This window comes from Streptomyces sp. NPDC050619, assembly GCF_040654815.1.
Classification (GTDB): Bacteria; Actinomycetota; Actinomycetes; order Streptomycetales; family Streptomycetaceae; genus Streptomyces.
Genome location: NZ_JBFAIR010000004.1, coordinates 244,734 through 262,057 on the forward strand (window position 1 = coordinate 244,734; position 17,324 = coordinate 262,057).

At 71.3% G+C, this 17,324-nt stretch carries 17 protein-coding genes; 4 read left to right on the top strand and 13 right to left on the bottom strand.

What is annotated here, in order from left to right; translation table 11 throughout:
• Positions 1-32 precede the first annotated feature (32 nt).
• Both AB0I77_RS09475 and dapE read right to left on the bottom strand, forming a co-directional pair.
• A complete protein-coding gene (locus AB0I77_RS09475; RefSeq protein ID WP_363281806.1) occupies positions 33-794 on the bottom strand; it encodes a TIGR00730 family Rossman fold protein in 762 nt (253 codons plus the stop codon).
• Positions 795-917: 123 nt separating this feature from the next.
• Entirely contained in the window at positions 918-1,997 is a 1,080-nt protein-coding gene (gene dapE, locus AB0I77_RS09480; RefSeq protein WP_363281807.1) for a succinyl-diaminopimelate desuccinylase, read from the bottom strand.
• Positions 1,998-2,090: 93 nt separating this feature from the next.
• Here dapE and AB0I77_RS09485 point away from each other — a divergent pair, with 93 nt between their 5' ends.
• Positions 2,091-3,044 carry a heavy metal transporter gene (locus AB0I77_RS09485; RefSeq protein ID WP_363281808.1) on the top strand — a complete coding sequence of 318 codons (954 nt, stop codon included), beginning with the start codon at positions 2,091-2,093 and terminating at the stop codon, positions 3,042-3,044.
• 328 nt (positions 3,045-3,372) lie between these two features.
• Positions 3,373-3,822 (top strand): ATP-binding protein, encoded by a 450-nt coding sequence (locus AB0I77_RS09490; protein ID WP_363281809.1) that lies wholly within the window; start codon positions 3,373-3,375, stop codon positions 3,820-3,822.
• A gap of 74 nt (positions 3,823-3,896) precedes the next feature.
• On the opposite strand, the gene AB0I77_RS09495 is transcribed toward AB0I77_RS09490, so the two are convergent.
• Both AB0I77_RS09495 and fdxA read right to left on the bottom strand, forming a co-directional pair.
• Positions 3,897-4,991 (bottom strand): bifunctional succinyldiaminopimelate transaminase/glutamate-prephenate aminotransferase, encoded by a 1,095-nt coding sequence (locus tag AB0I77_RS09495; RefSeq protein ID WP_363281810.1) that lies wholly within the window; start codon positions 4,989-4,991, stop codon positions 3,897-3,899.
• 110 nt (positions 4,992-5,101) lie between these two features.
• Entirely contained in the window at positions 5,102-5,422 is a 321-nt protein-coding gene (gene fdxA, locus AB0I77_RS09500; protein ID WP_003985062.1) for a ferredoxin, read from the bottom strand.
• Positions 5,423-5,562: 140 nt separating this feature from the next.
• On the opposite strand from fdxA, the gene AB0I77_RS09505 reads away from it, so the two are divergent.
• Positions 5,563-6,579 (top strand): GNAT family N-acetyltransferase, encoded by a 1,017-nt coding sequence (locus AB0I77_RS09505; RefSeq protein WP_363282072.1) that lies wholly within the window; start codon positions 5,563-5,565, stop codon positions 6,577-6,579.
• A 29-nt stretch (positions 6,580-6,608) separates the two neighbouring features.
• Complete coding sequence (locus tag AB0I77_RS09510) at positions 6,609-7,460, top strand: transglutaminase-like domain-containing protein (protein ID WP_363281811.1); 852 nt, start codon at positions 6,609-6,611, stop codon at positions 7,458-7,460.
• 89 nt (positions 7,461-7,549) lie between these two features.
• On the opposite strand, the gene AB0I77_RS09515 is transcribed toward AB0I77_RS09510, so the two are convergent.
• From AB0I77_RS09515 to AB0I77_RS09555, 9 genes are all read right to left on the bottom strand, one after another.
• Positions 7,550-8,164 carry a response regulator transcription factor gene (locus tag AB0I77_RS09515; protein WP_363281812.1) on the bottom strand — a complete coding sequence of 205 codons (615 nt, stop codon included), beginning with the start codon at positions 8,162-8,164 and terminating at the stop codon, positions 7,550-7,552.
• Entirely contained in the window at positions 8,161-9,333 is a 1,173-nt protein-coding gene (locus AB0I77_RS09520) for a sensor histidine kinase (protein WP_363281813.1), read from the bottom strand. Before AB0I77_RS09520 ends, AB0I77_RS09515 begins: the two co-directional genes overlap by 4 nt.
• A complete protein-coding gene (locus tag AB0I77_RS09525) occupies positions 9,330-10,070 on the bottom strand; it encodes an ABC transporter permease (protein WP_363281814.1) in 741 nt (246 codons plus the stop codon). The genes AB0I77_RS09520 and AB0I77_RS09525 overlap by 4 nt, the downstream gene beginning before the upstream one ends.
• Entirely contained in the window at positions 10,067-10,981 is a 915-nt protein-coding gene (locus AB0I77_RS09530) for an ABC transporter ATP-binding protein (protein ID WP_363281815.1), read from the bottom strand. Before AB0I77_RS09530 ends, AB0I77_RS09525 begins: the two co-directional genes overlap by 4 nt.
• A gap of 95 nt (positions 10,982-11,076) precedes the next feature.
• Positions 11,077-14,202 (bottom strand): hypothetical protein, encoded by a 3,126-nt coding sequence (locus AB0I77_RS09535; RefSeq protein WP_363281816.1) that lies wholly within the window; start codon positions 14,200-14,202, stop codon positions 11,077-11,079.
• Between the two features lie 169 nt (positions 14,203-14,371).
• The gene (locus AB0I77_RS09540; protein WP_363281817.1) at positions 14,372-14,785 is read right to left on the bottom strand and encodes a DUF6113 family protein; all 414 of its coding nucleotides are present in this window, start codon (positions 14,783-14,785) and stop codon (positions 14,372-14,374) included.
• The gene (gene mshB, locus AB0I77_RS09545) at positions 14,782-15,654 is read right to left on the bottom strand and encodes an N-acetyl-1-D-myo-inositol-2-amino-2-deoxy-alpha-D-glucopyranoside deacetylase (RefSeq protein WP_363281818.1); all 873 of its coding nucleotides are present in this window, start codon (positions 15,652-15,654) and stop codon (positions 14,782-14,784) included. Before mshB ends, AB0I77_RS09540 begins: the two co-directional genes overlap by 4 nt.
• A gap of 85 nt (positions 15,655-15,739) precedes the next feature.
• A complete protein-coding gene (locus tag AB0I77_RS09550) occupies positions 15,740-16,840 on the bottom strand; it encodes a hypothetical protein (protein ID WP_363281819.1) in 1,101 nt (366 codons plus the stop codon).
• Positions 16,841-16,988: 148 nt separating this feature from the next.
• Positions 16,989-17,183, bottom strand: coding sequence for a hypothetical protein (locus AB0I77_RS09555; protein WP_363281820.1), 195 nt, complete (start codon positions 17,181-17,183; stop codon positions 16,989-16,991).
• Positions 17,184-17,324: the final 141 nt, after the last annotated feature.

Genomic DNA, 17,324 nt, shown 5'->3' on the forward strand with positions numbered 1-17,324 from the left:
CTGGTACCCCGGCCTACGCCCACCCTCGAGAGCTAGCGGCCCGCCTCCTTCGACACCAACGCCACCGCCTCGTCCACGTCGTCCGTGATGTGGAACAGCAGCAGGTCCTTCTCCGACGCCTTGCCCTGTGCGATCAGCGTGTTCTTCAGCCAGTCGACGAGGCCGCCCCAGTACTCCGTACCGAAGAGGACGATCGGGAAGCGAGTGACCTTCTGGGTCTGGACCAGGGTCAGTGCCTCGAAGAGTTCGTCCAGGGTGCCGAGGCCGCCCGGCAGGACCACGAAACCCTGCGCGTACTTCACGAACATCATCTTGCGGACGAAGAAGTAGCGGAAGTTGAGGCCGATGTCGACGTAGGGGTTCAGCCCCTGCTCGAAGGGGAGCTCGATGCCCAGCCCGACGGAGATGCCGTTCGCCTCGCACGCGCCCTTGTTGGCGGCCTCCATGGCGCCCGGGCCGCCGCCGGTGATGACGGCGAAGCCCGCCTCGACCAGGCCTCGGCCCAACCGCACCCCGGCCTCGTACTCCGGTGAGTCCTGCGGTGTCCGCGCCGAGCCGAACACGCTGATCGCGGGCGGGAGTTCGGCGAGCGTGCCGAAGCCCTCGATGAACTCCGACTGGATGCGGAGCACCCGCCAGGGGTCGGTGTGGACCCAGTCCGAGGGGCCGCCCGCGTCCAGCAGTCGCTGGTCGGTCGTGCTCGCCTGGACCTGTCCTCGCCTCCGGAGGACCGGTCCCAGGCGCTGCTCCTCCGGTGGCTGCTTCTTGCCCTCGGGGTTGCCGGTGGCCGCCATGTGCGCTCCCTCCGCTTGCAGGACTTTCCACCTCAGCGTAGATCTACGCCGGTTACAGACGGGGGACCTTGGCATGTCCGCCATGAAGCGCCAATGAGCACGTCCCCGCCTCACTTCACCCCGTCACGCCGTCAGCCACGCCTTCAGCCGCTCCTCCGCCTCCGGGATCGACGAGGCCTTCACCCGCTCGTCCACCTTGTGGGCGAGGAGCTGGGCCCCGGGGCCGTAGTTCACCGCGGGCACGCCCAGCGCGCTGAAGCGGGCGACGTCCGTCCAGCCGAACTTGGGGCGGGCCTCGCCGCCGACGGCCGCCATGAAGGCCTGCGCGGCCGGGTGGGTCAGGCCGGGCCGGGCACCGCCGGTGTGGTCGTCGACGACGAACTCGTCGACGCCGCAGTCCGCGAAGTACTCGCGCACGAACGCCTCCGCCTCCGCCTCGCTGCGGTCGGGCGCGTAGCGGAAGTTGACGACGAGGGTGCAGGCGTCGGGGATGACGTTGGTGGCGACGCCCCCTTCGACGCGTACGGCGTTGAGGCCCTCGTGGAACTGGAGGCCGTCGACGACCGGTGTGCGCGGCACGTACGCGGCGAGCTTGGCGAGGGCCGGGGAGGCGGCGTGGATCGCGTTGGCGCCCATCCACGCGCGCGCGGAGTGCGCCCGCTCCCCCGTGAACTTAAGGAAGACCCTGAGCGTGCCCTGGCAGCCGCCCTCCACCTGACCGTCCGTCGGCTCCAGCAGGACCGCGAAGTCGCCCTCCAGCCACTCCGGGTGGGCCGCGACCACATGCTTCAGGCCATTCAGGTCCGCGGCGACCTCTTCGTTGTCGTAGAAGACGAAGGTCAGGTCGCGGTTGGGGGCCGGTACGGTCGCCGCGATGCGCAGCTGCACCGCCACCCCCGACTTCATGTCGCAGGTGCCGCATCCCCACAGCACGCCCTCGTCGTCGAGCCGGGAGGGGACATTGCCCGCGATGGGCACGGTGTCGATGTGACCGGCGAGGATGACGCGTTGCGGGCGGCCCAGGTTCGTCCGGGCCACGACGTTGTTCCCGTACCGGTCGACCCTCAGGTGCGGCAGGGCGCGCAGCGCGGTCTCGATCGCGTCCGCGAGCGGCTTCTCGCTGCCGCTCTCGGAGGGGAAGTCGACGAGCTGCGCGGTGAGCCGCGCGGCATCCAGCGTGAGGTCAAGTGGGGTGTCGGCCATAGTGCCGACCCTAACGCCCCAGCGCGCCTACCCACTTTCCCGCTCGGCACACCCGGACTCCGTACTCTCCAGTATGTTGTGCGGGTGCCAGAGATGTCCCGTTCTCCCCAGCGTCGCGGCCGCCTCTTCCGTTTAGGGGCGGCCTTCGTGGTCCTGTGCGCCGTCGCCGGCTATCTCGTGGTCCAGTACGTCACCGGAGGCGGGGGCGCGCCGGGCTGCAAGGTCGTCTCGGGCAACCGCGCCGGAGCGACGTACGAGTTCTCGCCGGAGCAGGCGGTGAACGCGGCGACGATCGCGGCCGTCGGCACCGGGCGCGGGATGCCCGAGCGGGCCGTGGCGATCGCGCTGGCCACCTCGATCCAGGAGTCCGGGCTGCGCAACATCGACCACGGCGACCGCGACTCACTCGGCCTGTTCCAGCAGCGGCCCTCGCAGGGCTGGGGCACGCCGAAGGAGATCATGGACCCGACGTACGCGGCGGACATCTTCTACAAGCACCTGGCCAAGGTGCCCGACTACATGAAGCTGCCCCTGACCGTCGCCGCGCAGCGGGTGCAGCGCAGCGGCTTTCCGGCGGCGTACGCCAAGCACGAGGCCGACGCCGGGCTGCTCGCCGCCGCCCTCACCGGCCAGTCGGCGGCCACGCTGACCTGCGACGGGCGTCAGGCAGTCACGCAGGCCGCGGGTCCCGACGCGGTTCGCTCCGCGCTCGTACGGGACTTCGGACGGGACGTGCTGGAGCCGGCCTCGGCGGTGGTGGGCGCCGAGGCGACCCCGACGCCGGCGCCTTCCGCCGGTGACGGACGGACGGTGACACTGCCCGTGACCACCACCACGAGCGCGGGCTCCGGCCGCAGCCTGCGGCAGCGCGGCTGGCAGCTGGCGCACTGGGCCGTGGCCAACGCCTCCTCGCTGCACATCCAGCGCGTCTCGTACGCCGGGCGGGTGTGGACCGCCGGGAACACCGACAGCCAGTGGCGCGCGACGGGCGGCGCCACGGCGGCGGAGAAGGACACGGACGCCGTCCGCATCGTCACCGCGCCGTAGGCCGCGCAGCAGACCGGGCAGCAGACCGGGCAGCAGACCGGGCAGTAGTACGAGAGCTCACCCGGAAGGGTTACGTAGGTCAGGCGCGGGCGGTCGTGTGAGCAGGTTTTCGCCCGGTCACCCTCGCATCCGCCAAACCCCTTGAGAACAAAGGGCTGTAAGGATTCGGCAGACTTTCGGACCGGGAGCTTTTTGCCCGTTTTTATCCGTAGGCGATAATGCGACGCATTGCCAACTCTTTACGTTGCGCCGCCGCAACCTTCGCTGCCTTCGAGCGGTAGTCACTGCGTCCGAGCCCGGACGATCAACTGCCGATTGAAGGAGCAACATGTCCCTCCCCCTGACCCGACGGATCGCCCGTGCCGCGCTGCTCGTCGCTGCGGGAGCGGCTGCCGGGGTCGGTGCGGCCGGCTCCGCCAGCGCGGCCCCCGAGCTGCCGGCCACGCCGAACCTCAGCGGGCTGACCGCCCTGGACGGGGCGAACGTCGGCAACACCGTCGACGGTGCGGCTCAGAACCTGACCGGCACCGCCGGCGAGACCGGCGGCAAGGCGGTCAAGAAGGCCGTGCCCGCCGCGGGCAAGACCGGTGGCAAGGCCGTGAAGAAGGCGGCGCCCGCGGCGCAGAAGGTCGCGGGCGAGGCGGCCGGCTCCGCCGGTGACGTCCTCGGTGACACCGCGTCGACGGCGACGAAGGGCGGCCTGCCGACGGACTCGCTGACCAAGGGCGGGCTGCCGGGGGCGGAGACCCTGCCGACGAAGGGGCTGCCGCTCAGCTGATTACCCGGCCAGAGCCGGAGACGGGGTCCAGGATGTTCCTGGACCCCGTCTCTTTGTGTACACCCCCCCAGCGGTTACTTCAGACGCTCTGCCGCCGCCCGCACCCGCTCGTCCGTCGCCGTGAGAGCCACCCGTACGAACTTCTCCCCCGCCTCACCGTAGAAGTCGCCCGGCGCCACCAGGACGCCCAGCTCGGCCAGGTGGGCCACCGTGGCCCAGCAGGACTCGTCGCGGGTCGCCCAGAGGTAGAGGCTCGCCTCGCTGTGTTCGATGCGGAAGCCGTGCGAGAGCAGGGCCTCGCGCAGGAGCGCGCGGCGAGCCGCGTACCGCTCGCGCTGTTCGCGGACGTGGGTGTCGTCGCCCAGGGCCGCCACCACCGCCGCCTGCGTGGGCGCCGGGGTCATCATGCCGCCGTGCTTGCGGATCTCCAGGAGCGGGGCGAGGACGGCCGGGTCGCCGGCCAGGAACGCCGCGCGGTAGCCCGCCAGGTTGGAGCGCTTGGAGAGGGAGTGGACGGCGACGATGCCGTCGTACGATCCGCCGTTCACCTCGGGGTGCAGGACGGAGACCGGGTCCGCCTCCCAGCCCAGCTCCAGGTAGCACTCGTCGGAGAAGAGCAGGACGCCGTGCTCGCGGGCCCAGGCGACGATCCGGGTGAGTTCGGCCTGCGAGAGGACCTGGCCGGTGGGGTTGGACGGGGAGTTCAGCCAGAGCAGCTTCAGGCCCGTCGGGTCAAGTTCGGTCGGGTCGCCGTAGACCTCGTATTCGGCGTGGGCCAGGCGGGCGCCGACCTCGTACGTCGGGTAGGCCAGGCGCGGGTAAGCGACCCGGTCGCCGGGGCCGAGGCCCAACTGGGTCGGCAGCCAGGCGACCAGTTCCTTGGAGCCCACGATCGGCAGGACGTGCCGGTGGGTGACCTCGCGGGCGCCCAGGCGGCGCTCCAGCCAGCCCGTGATCGCGTCACGCAGCTCGGGCGTGCCCCAGACGGTCGGATAGCCCGGGGAGTCCGCGGCGGCGATCAGCGCTTTCTGCACGAGCTCGGGGACCGGGTCGACCGGGGTGCCGACGGACAGGTCGACGATGCCGCCCGGGTGCGCGGCCGCCGTCGCCTTGTACGGCGCCAGCTTGTCCCAGGGGAAGGTGGGGAGACGGTCGGAGACTGCGGACACGGGTCTGGCTCACTTTCTGGTACGGCAAACGCCCCGGTCCCGTACGGCGATCAAGATCAACACGATCAGACCGTACGGGACCGAGGCGGCGCGGGTGGCGCGGGCCGCTCTCAGCCGTTCTGCGGCGGCAGCGCGGCGATGAAGGGGTGGTCCCGCTCGATCAGGCCGAGCTTGCTGGCGCCGCCGGGGGAGCCGAGCTCGTCGAAGAACTCGACGTTAGCCTTGTAATAGTCCTTCCACTCCTCGGGAGTGTCGTCCTCGTAGAAGATCGCCTCGACCGGGCATACCGGCTCACAGGCACCACAGTCGACGCATTCGTCCGGGTGGATGTACAAGGACCGGGAGCCCTCGTAGATGCAGTCGACCGGGCACTCCTCGATGCACGCCTTGTCCTTGACGTCGACACAAGGCTGCGCGATGACGTAGGTCACGCTGTCGTTCCTCCTCGATAGGGCGCTGGCGGGCCTCCTCAGGCTCCGCCGCCTGGCGCGCGGGAGCGCGGCGTCGTCGATGCCCGCCTCTAGTATCTCCGTTCTTGGGCATGATCCGAACAGGAGGGGTGAACCGACCTGTGGAAATCTCCGCGACCGGACGTCTTGTGGTCCGTGTAACCGCCGCTGACGTGGGCAAACGGGTCTCCGTACGGCGCATGGGGGAACCTGGGAGCATGACGGAGAAGTTCACCGACACGGTGGGTGTTCTCACATCATGGGACGACGGTGTGCTCACGATCACACGACGCGACGGAGAGAGCGTCCGGATACCGGAATCCGCGCTGGTCGCGGGCAAGCTCATCCCGCCCGCTCCCGCCAGGCGGCGCGGCCCCTCGGCCTCGTACGAGGAACTGGCGCATATCGCCTCGCGGGCCTGGCGGCCGGTGGAGAGCGAGCGGCTGGGCGAGTGGGAACTGCGGGCCGCGTCCGGATTCACCCGGCGGGCCAACTCCGTCCTGCCGCTGGGCGACCCCGGCCTTCCGCTCGACGAGGCCCTGACCGTCGTACGACGCTGGTACGGCGACCGTGGTCTGCCCGCCTATGTGCAGACCGCGACCGGGGCCGAGGGCACCCAGGAACCGCTGTGCATGGAGCTGGAGCGGCGGGGCTGGACGCGGGAGGTGAGCGCCGAGATGTGGACCGGGGCGCTGGCGCCGATCGCCGACCGGGAGGAATCGGCTCGGGTGGTGCTGTCCCGGGAGGCCGATGAGGGCTGGCTGGCGCGCTACCAGCGCAAGGGCATGAGCGAGGTGGCCCTGAAGGTGCTGAAGAGCGGGCCTTCGGTGTGGTTCGCCACGGTTGCCGCGCTGTCCGGCGAGGGTGCGCCTGCCGCCATCGGGCGCTGTGTCGTCGACGGGCGGTGGGCCGGCTTCGCCGCCGTCGAGGTGGATCCCGCGCTACGGCGCCAAGGGCTGGCCTCCGCCGTGATGACCGCGCTCGCCCGGCGGGCCCTCGACGAGGGCGCCTCGGCCGGGTGGCTTCAGGTCGAGACGGACAACGCGGGGGCGCGGGGGCTGTACGCCGGGATGGGGTTTGCCGCGCATCACGCGTACCACCACTACCGCGAGCCGGGAACATCCGGCGGCGGCCGGTAGCGATCGCCACGAAAGGGCACGACCCAGCTATGCGTCCCCCCTATCCCCCACCGCCCGAACGCTCCGCCGAACTGCGGCGGCGGTTCGCCGAAGAGGCACGCTCCGAACGGCCCGATCTGTCCGCGCTGTGTCTGCTGGTGGGCGCGGAGGCGGACGGGGCGCTGGACGAGGCCGGCCTGGACGCCGCACAGATCGAGCTGGACCGGCTGGCCGGACAGCTGCCGTTCCGGCCCGGCGGGCCGCGCTCCTGGGCGGTGTCGCTGCGCGAGCTGCTCGGCGACCGGTGTGGTTTTCGCGGCTCCGCCGCGGACTATCAACGGCTCGAGTCGTCCTTGCTGCACGAGGTGCTGCGGCGGCGGCGCGGGCTGCCGATCATGTTGTCGGTGGTGTGGATGGAGGTCGCGCGGCGGGCGGGGGCGCATGTGTACGGGGTGGCTCTGCCGGGGCACTTCGTGGTCGGGTTCGGGGCGCTGGAGGAACAGGTGCTGGCCGATCCGTTCGACGGGGGGCGGGTGCTGAGCGGGGGCGATGCGGAGGTGTTGGTGGCGGGGGCCACGGGGGCGTCCCTGCATCCGTCGATGCTTGGTCCTGCGGATCCGTTGGAGGTGGTGGCGCGGATTCTGAACAACATCCGGGCGTGGGCGGCGGCTCGGCCGGAGCGGTCGGATGTGGCGTTGTGGGCTGTTGAGTTGTCGTTGCTGTTGCCTTCGCATGCGGCTCGGTTGCGGTATGAGCGGGCGCAGTTGTTGGTGCAGCGGGGGGATTTTTCGGCGGGGGCTGATGAGTTGGAGGCGTATGCGGAGGTGGTGGGGGGTGTGGATGAGTCGGCCGCGGAGCGGGTGCGGGGGCAGGCCCGGGCGGCTCGGGCGATGTTGAACTGAGGGATCGCCCAGACGCCGTAAGGGTTCTGTCGTCGTGCGTGTGCTGGTGCGTTGTGGCTGGTCGCGCAGTTCCCCGCGCCCCTAGGGGGTTACAGCCAGCCCTTCTCTCTAGCGATCCGTACCGCCTCCGCCCTGTTCCGTGCCGCCAGTTTTTGGATGGCTGTCGAGAGGTAGTTGCGGACCGTGCCCTGGGAGAGGTGCAGGGCTGCTGCCAGTTCCGCGTTGGTGGAGCCGTTCGCTGCCGCGCGGAGTACCTCGCGCTCCCTGTCCGTCAAAGGGTTCGCGCCCTCTGCCAGTGCCGTTGCCGCCAGGGTGGGGTCGATGACGCGTTCGCCGGCCAGTACCTTGCGTACCGCTTCGGCGAGTTGGGCGGCGGGGGCGTCCTTGACGAGGAAGGCGTCGGCGCCTGCCTCCATGGCGCTGCGGAGGTAGCCGGGGCGGCCGAAGGTGGTGAGGACGACCAGCTTCACCGCCGGGAGTTCCTTGCGCATCTGGGCCGCCGCCTCGATGCCTGTCGCGCCCGGCATCTCGATGTCCAGGAGGGCCACGTCCACGTCGTGGGCGCGGGCCGCCGGCAACACCTCGTCGCCGCGCGCGACCTGGGCGACGACCTCGATGTCGTCCTCCAGGCCGAGCAGGGCGGCCAGGGCCTCGCGGACCATCGACTGGTCCTCGGCGAGGAGGACCTTGATCGTGCGGGTCATGAGCCGGATCCTACGTCGGCACAGGAACCGGAGGGCACGCGGGCGACCAGGCGGAAGCCGTGCCGGACCGGGCCCGCCTCCAGGGAGCCTCCGGCCTTGTGCAGGCGTTCGGTGAGGCCGGTGAGGCCGTTGCCGGGGCCGGTGTCCGAGCCGCCGGAGCCGTCGTCCTCGACGGTGAGTTCGAGGACCGGGCCGTCCAGGGTCTGGCGGCGGGTGAGGTCCACCGTGCAGCGTCGGGCGCCGCTGTGCCGTACGACGTTGGTGACGGCCTCGCGCAGCGCCCAGGCGAGGGCGGACTCGCTGTCCTCGGAGACGCTGGTGAGGTCGGGCTCGGTGGGCAGTTCGGCCGTGACGCCCGCCGCCGTCAAGGCGACCTGGGCGCCCGCGAGTTCCGCGGGCAGGCGCGGGCGGCGGTAGCCGGTGACCGCCTCGCGGACGTCGACGAGGGCCTGGCGGCTGACCTGTTCGATGTCGCTGACCTGCTGGGCCGCCTTGTCCGGGTGGCCGGGGAGCATACGGCCGGCCAGCTCGCTCTTCAGCGTGATCAACGACAGCGAATGCCCCAGCAGGTCGTGCAGGTCGCGGGCGAGGCGCAGACGTTCCTCGTTGGCGGCGAGCTGGGCGACGGTGGCGCGGGCCTCGCGCAACGCGATGGTGGTCTGGATGAGTTCGCGTACGCCGGTCATGGAGAACCCGCCGAGGAGGGCCGGGAGGAGCAGCGAGGCCAGGTACTCCGTCCCGTCCGGTACGGCCAGGGCGGTCGCCGACAGCAGGGCGGCCACGAGCGGGATGGCCAGCCGTGCCAGCCGCATCGGAAGGGCCGCCCCGGAGCCCACGCACACGTACACGAACAGGACGAGCCACTCCCGTCCGAGGCTGAGGGCGAGGACGGTCGACTGCGCCGCGAGGACGGCCAGCGAACCGAGCACCACGGCAGTGGTTCTGCCGCGTCCGGTGCGGAAGATCAGGGCGAAGTACCAGGAGACGAAGGCCACCAGGCCGAGCCAGCCGAGGATCCGGACGCCGTCGCTGTGCCCGCCGTGCAGCAGGTCGGTGACGGGCGCGCTGAGATAGGCGAGCCAGATACCGGTCCACAGGAGCTTGAGCACCCGCTGTGTGCGGTTCTGCGGGCGCTGCCCGATGCCGATACCGCCGCCGCTGCCGCTCACGCCTTCAGCGTGTCCTTCCGGTAGAGCCAGGCCGCGCCGCCCGCGAACAGGACGAAGAAGGCGGCCAGCAGGGCGACGTCCTTGGCGTGCGGGGCCTGGCTCTGCTCGATGGCCTGCCCCAGGGCAGCGTACGCGTGCGTGGGCAGCCACTCGGCGATGTCCTGCAACCAGGCGGGGAAGGTCGTCGTCGGCATCCACAGACCGCCGAGCATCGACAGGCCGAAGTAGGTGAGCATCGTGATCGGGCGGACCGCGTCCCCGCTCGCGATGTAGCCGATGGCGACGCCGAGCGCGGCGAAGACCAGGCTGCCGGCCCAGATCGCCCCGGTGAGGGCGAGCCACTGCCAGGCGTCCAGACGTACGTCCTTCACGGCCGCGGCGACGACGAAGACGATCACGATGGACGGCAGGCTGACCACGGCGGCGCTCGCGGTCTTCGCGAGGACGTAGCCGCGGCCCGGCAGCGGGGTCAGCCGCAGCTGCCGTACCCAGCCGCTCTCGCGCTCCTTGGCGATGCGCTCGCTGTTGCCCATGAGGACGGCGGTGAGGGCGCCGAAGGAGGCCATCGAGACCATCATGTACGTCGGGAGGGTGAGGCCGGTGCCCGCGACTTTCGTCATGCTGTCGGCGTTGCCCGCGATGATCAGGAACAGGACCGACGGGTAGATCACGGAGAAGAACAGGAACTTGCGGTTGCGCAGGGCGCGGGTGAGTTCCAGCTTGATGAGGCTGTTCACTTGGCCTTCGCCTCCTCGGCGGCGGTGATGGCGACGAAGGCCTGCTCCAGGCCGAGCCCGGCGACTTCGAGGTTGCGGGGGTAGGCGCCGAGGCCGTACAGGGCGTGGACGGTCGCGTCGGCGTCGGAGGACTGGATGCGGACGGTGTGGCCGGACACGTCGATCGAGGTCAGGAAGGGGAGCGACCGCAGGGGCGCCTCGTCGATCCCGCCCTCCAGGTCGAAGGAGATCCTGCGCGCTCCCGCCTTCGCCTTGATCTCGGCGGCCGTGCCGTCGGCCAGCAGGCGGCCGCGGTGCAGGACCAGCACGCGGTCGGCGATGGCGTCGGCCTCTTCGAGGTAGTGGGTGGCGAAGAGGACGGTCCGCCCCTGGTCGGCCTGCTCGCGCATGGTGGCCCAGAACGCCTGGCGGGTGGTGACGTCCATGCCGGTGGTCGGCTCGTCCAGGACGATGAGGTCGCTGTCACCCGCGGTGGCGAGCGCGAAGCGGACCCGCTGGGCCTGGCCGCCGGAGAGCTTGTTGACCTTGCGGTCGGCGATCTTCACGATGCCGGCGCGGGACAGGACGTCGGAGGGCTGGTACGCCTTCGGGTGCAGCGCGCAGGCCAACCGCACCAGCTCCGCGACCGTCACCTCGTCCATCAACCCGCCGCTCTGCAGCATGGCACCCACGCGCCCGGCGACGATCGCCTCCCGCGGACTGGTGCCGAGGAGGCGGACGGTGCCGCTGTCGGCCTGCTTGAGGCCGAGCAGCAGGTCGAGGGTGGTCGATTTGCCGGCGCCGTTGGGACCCAGCAGGGCCACGGTCTCCCCCGGGCGCAGCGTCAGGGACAGTCCGTCCACGGCCCGGACGGCGCCGTATGCCTTGCTCACCTGGTCGAACGCGACCACCGAGGCTGTCGTCGTAGTCATACGGCCATGGTGGCCGCGGGGGTGCGGGCGCGGGCAGTGTCGCTCGTCCGGAGTGCCGCATGACGGATGTCATGTCGTGCGGCACTCCGTGCGGGTCAGCTCGGGCTGGTGTCGATGACCGCGGTGCGCTCCGCCGTGGTCTTGCCGCGCAGAGCCTTGCCCAGCGCCGAGGCGACGTCCTGCGGCAGGACGTCCCGCTTCCCGCTCGCGCCGTCGATCTGCACGCCGTCGAAGGTGTCGCCGTACGCCGCCTTGAGCGCCTCGAGGTTGTACGTCTCCACGAGCTTGCCGTCGATGGCCTTGAAGCCGAGGATCTTCGGCAGTGACAGCGCGCCGAACGGGATGCTGTGCGCCGCGTCGGTCTGCACGATGGCGTTCTGGGACATCGCGGGCTCCGCGAACTCCTTCATCATCCGGTCGACCTCGGCGTTGGAGATCGTCGGCTGCTTGGTGGTCGTCGGGAGCGACACCGCGGAGGCCGTGCCGGTCTCCACCTGGGCGCGGTACGCCTCCTCTACCGCCGCGGTCGACTGGTCGACGTTGATGGCCTTGCCCGCCTTGCCGTACACGGCGACGGCCTTGCCGTCCTCGAACTTGATCGTGCCGTCGGTCGCCGAGCCGGTGCCGCCGGCGGCGTCCTGGAGTTCGGCGTGCAGCTTCTCCTCGTCGACCGGCATGACCGGGTCGACTATCCGGTGGTTGCCGAAGAGCGAACCGATCACGGAGACCGGGTTGTAGTCGCTGTGCGCGGCCGTGCTGACCGTGGACTGCATGTCGAACTGGAGCCCCGCCTGCTCCGGCTTCAGCGTGACGGTCTTGCCGTCCACCGAGAGCTTCAGGTCCTTGTTCACCCGGGAGTCGAAGGCCTTGTTGAGCTTCACGACGGCGTCGTCGCGGGTGCCGCCGCCGATGTCGACGCCGAGCACCGTGGTGCCCTTGGGCACGTCGGAGTGGTTCATGAGCAGCCCGGCGCCGTAGGCACCGGCGGCGACGACGATCACACCGCCGGTGAGCAGCCCCAGCTTGCTGCGCCCCTTCTTCTTCTTGGGCGCGGGGGCCGCGGGCACGTCCTGCGCGACCGGTTCGGGCAGCTTCGGGGGCGTGTGCGGCAACGGTCCGTCGGCGGGCGAGCCCGGCCCGAATGCCGCGTTTCCCGCGGTGCTGCGGTCGGACGGCACGACGGGGATACCGCTGGTGACGGTGTGCCCGGACACGTTGTCCGCGGCACCGCCGAAGGCGTGGGTGCCGGGTTCGGGGGCCGGCTTCTGCGGGGTGAGGATCGCGGTGTCGTCACTCATGCCGCCGCCCGGGCCTGTGCCGGTGCCTGTGCCTCCGGCGGGGGTGCGGGTGGTGTGAGTGGCTGGGCCGGGGGACATGCCGGGGCCGGGGTTTTGGGGTCCGGTGTGAGTGCCGGGGCGAGGAGGGCTTTGGGTTCCGCTGTGACTGCCGATTCCGGTGGGGCTGGGCGTTCCGGTGGGGCTTCCGGGGCCGTTCGAGCCGCCGGGGCGAGGGGAGCTACCCGGACCCTCTGGACCGTTTGGACCGCTCAGGCCGCTTGGAGCTACTGAGTTGCTCTGGCCACTCGGACCGCCCTGGCCACCTTGCTGGCCGGGGGCTCCGGGGCCGGCGGGCCTACCTGGGGAATTGGGACCGCCGTGCGTGCCAGGTCCAGCAGGGCCGGCGTGGCCACCGGAGCCGCCGTATGTCGCGGCGTCACCATGATCGACAAAGACGCCGGAGCCACCAAGGGTCCCGGAGTCCCCCCGATCCCCATAAACACCGGAGCCACCAAGCGTTCCTGAGTCACCATGATCACGGTAAGCACCGGAGCCACCAGGCCCACCGAGACCATCAGGCCCGCCAAGACCCGAGGGACCCGACATACCCCCGGGACCGGCAGGTCCGCTGAAGCCGTTCGACCCACCGAAACTCTCGGGACCGCCGGAGCCGGAGCCGATCGACCCCCCGAAGTTCTCAGGACCGCCCAAGCTCTCGGCCCCGCCGAAGTTCTCGGAGCGGCCGAAGTTCTCGGGACCGCCCAGACCGTCGGCCCCGGTGCCGGCAGGCGGCACCATCGGCCCGTCGCCGGTGACTGGCCCCGCGGTCGGGCCCGCGGGGCCCCGCGACCCACCAGGTCCGCCAGGTCCACCCGGTCCGCGATGGCCGTTCGGCCCGCTGAAAGCGCTGGGTCCGCCCTGCCCGTTGGGTCCGCCTTGGCCGCCGTAACCGCTCTGGTCGCCGTAGCCGCTCTCGCCGCCCGGACCGCCATAACCGCTCTGGTCGCCATAGCCGCTCTCGCCGCCCGGACCGCCATAACCGCTCTCGCCGCCATAACCGCTCTCACCGCCCGGACCGCCATAACCGCTCTCGCCGCCATAGCCGCTCTCACCGCCCGGACCGCCGTGACCGCTCTCGCCGCCATAACCGCTCTCGCCGCTGCTCGCCGGGCCGCCCTGAGGCCCGTCGCCGTTCCCGGCGAAGTACGGCAGCTCGTCCCGACGTGGTTCGCCGGGGTTCGTGCCGGGGCGGGAGCCGTTGCCCAGTGGGCCCGCGGCGAGGGCCTCGGTGACGTCGAAGGAGCCCGTGCCGCCGCCGTGCCCGGGGGCCACGGGGCCGCCCGTGGCACCGGAGAGGCCGGCGCCGTTCGTACCGCCGGGGCGGGAGCCGCCCGGCACGTTCATGGAACCGACCACACCGCCGGGGCGGGCACCACTGGGGGGCCGTGTGCCACCGGCACCCGCACCCGAACTACCGGGCAGACCTGCCCCGTTGGTGGAGCCGTTGCCCTGGCCGCCCTTGCTCGGGCCGGACTTGCGGGGCGCGAACCAGTCGCTCGCCTTCTCGCCCGTCCTGTCCCCGGCGGTCGGCGCGGGTTCGGCGGGAGGCTCCGCGGCGCCCGGGGACGCGACGGCACCCGGAGACGTGGCGGCACCACGCACCTGCGCCTCGGCGTCCGTACCTCTGTCGTCGGAGCCCTCGGCGTCGCCGACGGGCTGGCGCACGACGACCGGCGGAATGGGCCGCGATCCGGGGATGTTGATCCGGATCCGGGTCGTCAGCGTGGTCTCGGTCTTGCGTTCCTCCGGCTGCGCGGCCGAACGGCCCGCGTCCGGACCGCCGTCGGAAGCCGTGGGGGTGCCGTACGGCGGCGTGCCCGAGGGGTAGGCGGCTCCGCCGCGCCCGTTGGGCCCGGAGGACGGACTGTCAGTTTCACGACTCAAGGCAGGTTCTCCCGGTTGGCTCCGCCGCCCGCGTTACGACCTCTCTCGGGCGACTCGGCGGCGCGCACCACCATACTGGCCATGCCTGGCGCGTATCCCACGACCGCTGGGGAAACCCACACGGGACTCGCACGGACTCGGTAAGGACGCGGTACGGCGAAGTGGTACGTCACTTGCCAAGTCGGGCGCCGTCGCCACTTGGTTGCCGCCCTCGGCCAAGGGTGGCGCAGATCACAGCCACAGCCATACCGCCGAGCAGGAAGAGATAGGAGCCGCTTCCCGCGGCGAAGACGAAGTCGCCTTCCGGGCGGCTGGCGGTGAGCAGGATGACCGCCAGCATCCAGCCGCCGGCGGGCGCGACGGCCCCGCCCCGGCTGCCGACGGCCCGCCCGCCGCCCAGACACAGCCCGGCCTCGCCCGCCAGCGCGAGCAGCAGCCCGCCCGGGAACCAGCCGGACTGCACCAGCGCCCCGGCCACACCGACCACCGCGCCGAGGACGAAGAGGCCGAGGTAGGCGGCGGCCCGTCCGAGGGAGGGGCGTTGCATGGGCTGGGCCAGCGCGGACGTCGTCCGGTCGCTCATGACACGTCTCCGATCCCGGCGAATCCGATGCCGGCGAAGAGATCCGTCTCTCTCGCCCCGGCACGCTCGCCGCGCACCAACTCGTAGTACTCGGTCGTGAAGACGGGCTGCGCGAGCTCGTTGGAGAGCGCGAAGTAGGGCTCGGCCACGTCGATCTGGGTGGCGTGGGCGCGCATCGCGGCGGCTTTCGCGGCGGCGTACGCGGTGCCCTCGATCTCGGTGGTGACGTCCTCGTCGTCGACCACACCCGGTACGTCGTCGATGACGGCCGTCTTGCCGAAGCGGAGGCCGGACAGCTCCCGCTGAAGCCGCGCGAAGGCTTCCTCGGCGGCGGAGCGCGGCACGCGGTTCCAGTAGACCTTGGCGATCTCGCACCCTGCTTCGGCGGCCAGCTCGACGGCACGCATGGCCACGCGGTGGGCCTGGATGTGGTCGGGGTGGCCGTAGCCGCCGTCGGGGTCGTAGGTGACGAGGACCTGGGGCCGTACCTCGCGGATGACCTCGACGAGCAGCCGAGCCGCCTCATCGACGTCCGCCTGCCAGAAGCAGGCAGGCTCGTCGTTGTCGGGGAGGCCCATCATCCCGGAGTCCTGGAACCGGCCCGGGCCGCCGAGCAGCCGGAAGTCCTCGACGCCCAGCTCCCCCATCGCGGCCGTGAGCTCCCGCAGCCGGTACTCGCCGAGGGCGGCGCCGGTGAGCTGCCGCAAACCGGGCGGAATGACCTCACCCCGCTCACCGAGGGTGCAGGTGACCAGAGTCACCCGGGCACCCTCGGCCGCGTACTTGGCCATGGTCGCGCCGTTGTTGATCGACTCGTCGTCCGGGTGCGCGTGCACCAGGAGCAGACGCCGGTCGGGCAGTTCCGTCATGGGGTCACCCTACGAGGCGGCCGTGCTCCCCTGTGCGGGGCGTTCAGGACGTGGGCTCCTGGGTTCCCGCCAGGCCGTGGCCCCCTCAGACCCGGGACACCACGCCGCACTCCTCCTGGCCGTCCGCGTCGACGTCCTGGCTCCGGTCGTACGGGTCCGTCGTCGGGCCGGTCGCCGGGGCGCCCGTGGGCCCGGTGGTCGAGAAGTCGGGGTGGAGGTAGCCGTCGTAGACCTCGCAGGCCGAGTTGCCGATCTCCTGGTCGTAGCGCAGGACGGTGATCTTGCCCGGGGTGACCTGGTACTGGGCCGGGTCGGAGAGTTCGGCGTCGAGGACACGGCGCACGATCGTGCGGGTGACCTCGGTGGAACCGTCGGTCCGGACGAGCGGGTAGACGAAGGTGTAGTCCGCGTGGACGACCACGGAGGCGTGCTCACCGGCCTTGAACGTCATGCGGCCGCGCGTCTTGACCACGTCGCCGGTCAGTCGTGCCTCGGCGGGGTCGAAGCGGCTGAACATCGTCAGCGGATCGTGCCGCTCGTCCGGCGTGCGCAGCGCGGTGTTCAACTGGTCGAGGAGGTCGGTCTGCCGGGGCTCGATCACGCCGAGCGCCGTGTCGGGGCGTTCGCCGCGCAGTGTGTCGGGGGCGAGGTTCGCTTCGACCAGCAGCCGCTTGGTCTGCCGCAGGGCTTGTTCGACCTGTGCTTTGGAGAGCGTGCCGACCGGGGTCGCCTTCGGCAGGACGATGCCGGCCTCGCCGTCGGCCCACCGCAGGGCCGGGGAACCCGCGAACGGCCTGTCCAGGGTGGGGGTTTCGAGATCCCCCGCCGCGGGCGGGGCGGTCGGGGCGGCGGTCTCCGCGGGCAGCGGGGACGCGGCGGCCGGGTCCGGTCCGCCCGTGCCGAAGGGGTCGCCGGGCAGCAGCGACGGTTTCAGTGCGACGACGGCCACGGCGATCGCGACGGGCACGCCGAGGATCGCCCACCGTCGCCGACGGCGGGTCGCCCGCCTCTCCAGGTCCTGCCTGGTGGGCCCGGTACGCCATCCCTCGGGCGCCTCCCCCCGCGCCTCCTGCTGCCGCAGCCGCTCGGTGACCATGCGGGCCCGCGCGGACGGTTCCTTCGGCGCCGAGCCACGGATGTCGCGCTCGCTGTCCTGGACGAATCGCTCCCACACCTCGTCGGGCAATCTCGACTCTTCGGACGGACTGTCGGATCTGTCGGACACCCGCCTTGCCCCCTCTGTTCGTTCCGTGTGCCAGATATGGCGACAGCAGAGCGTATGGGACGGCAGCGCGTACGTCAGCCGAACAGCTCGGTCAGAGGCCGGACGCGGGTCAGAACTTGATACTGCTGATCATCCCCGCGATGTTCGTCGTCAACTCACTGATCGTCGGAGCGACCGTCGAGGACGCGAGGTAGAAGCCGAGCAGGACGCACACGACCGCGTGCCCGCCCTTCAGTCCTGATTTCTTGATCAACAGGAAGACGATGATCGCCAGCAGCACCACCGCCGAAATCGAGAGTGCCACGGCGGCTCACCTCCAAAGATCCACAGGAGCACGGGGGTTCGGACTAAGGGGGCAGATAAATCCATACAGCAGCAGCCAGCAGGTTCATACCCACTATGCGCTAGTGATCATAACTATCCGTCCGCGCGCATCGATCGGCGC

Coding starts and splice junctions, on each gene's coding strand:
- AB0I77_RS09475 (WP_363281806.1), bottom strand. CDS start 794: ATGGCGGCCACCGGCAACCCCGAGGGCAAGAAGCAGCCACCGGAGGAG.
- dapE (WP_363281807.1), bottom strand. CDS start 1,997: ATGGCCGACACCCCACTTGACCTCACGCTGGATGCCGCGCGGCTCACC.
- AB0I77_RS09485 (WP_363281808.1), top strand. CDS start 2,091: ATGTCCCGTTCTCCCCAGCGTCGCGGCCGCCTCTTCCGTTTAGGGGCG.
- AB0I77_RS09490 (WP_363281809.1), top strand. CDS start 3,373: ATGTCCCTCCCCCTGACCCGACGGATCGCCCGTGCCGCGCTGCTCGTC.
- AB0I77_RS09510 (WP_363281811.1), top strand. CDS start 6,609: ATGCGTCCCCCCTATCCCCCACCGCCCGAACGCTCCGCCGAACTGCGG.
- AB0I77_RS09515 (WP_363281812.1), bottom strand. CDS start 8,164: ATGACCCGCACGATCAAGGTCCTCCTCGCCGAGGACCAGTCGATGGTC.
- AB0I77_RS09530 (WP_363281815.1), bottom strand. CDS start 10,981: ATGACTACGACGACAGCCTCGGTGGTCGCGTTCGACCAGGTGAGCAAG.
- AB0I77_RS09540 (WP_363281817.1), bottom strand. CDS start 14,785: ATGAGCGACCGGACGACGTCCGCGCTGGCCCAGCCCATGCAACGCCCC.
- mshB (WP_363281818.1), bottom strand. CDS start 15,654: ATGACGGAACTGCCCGACCGGCGTCTGCTCCTGGTGCACGCGCACCCG.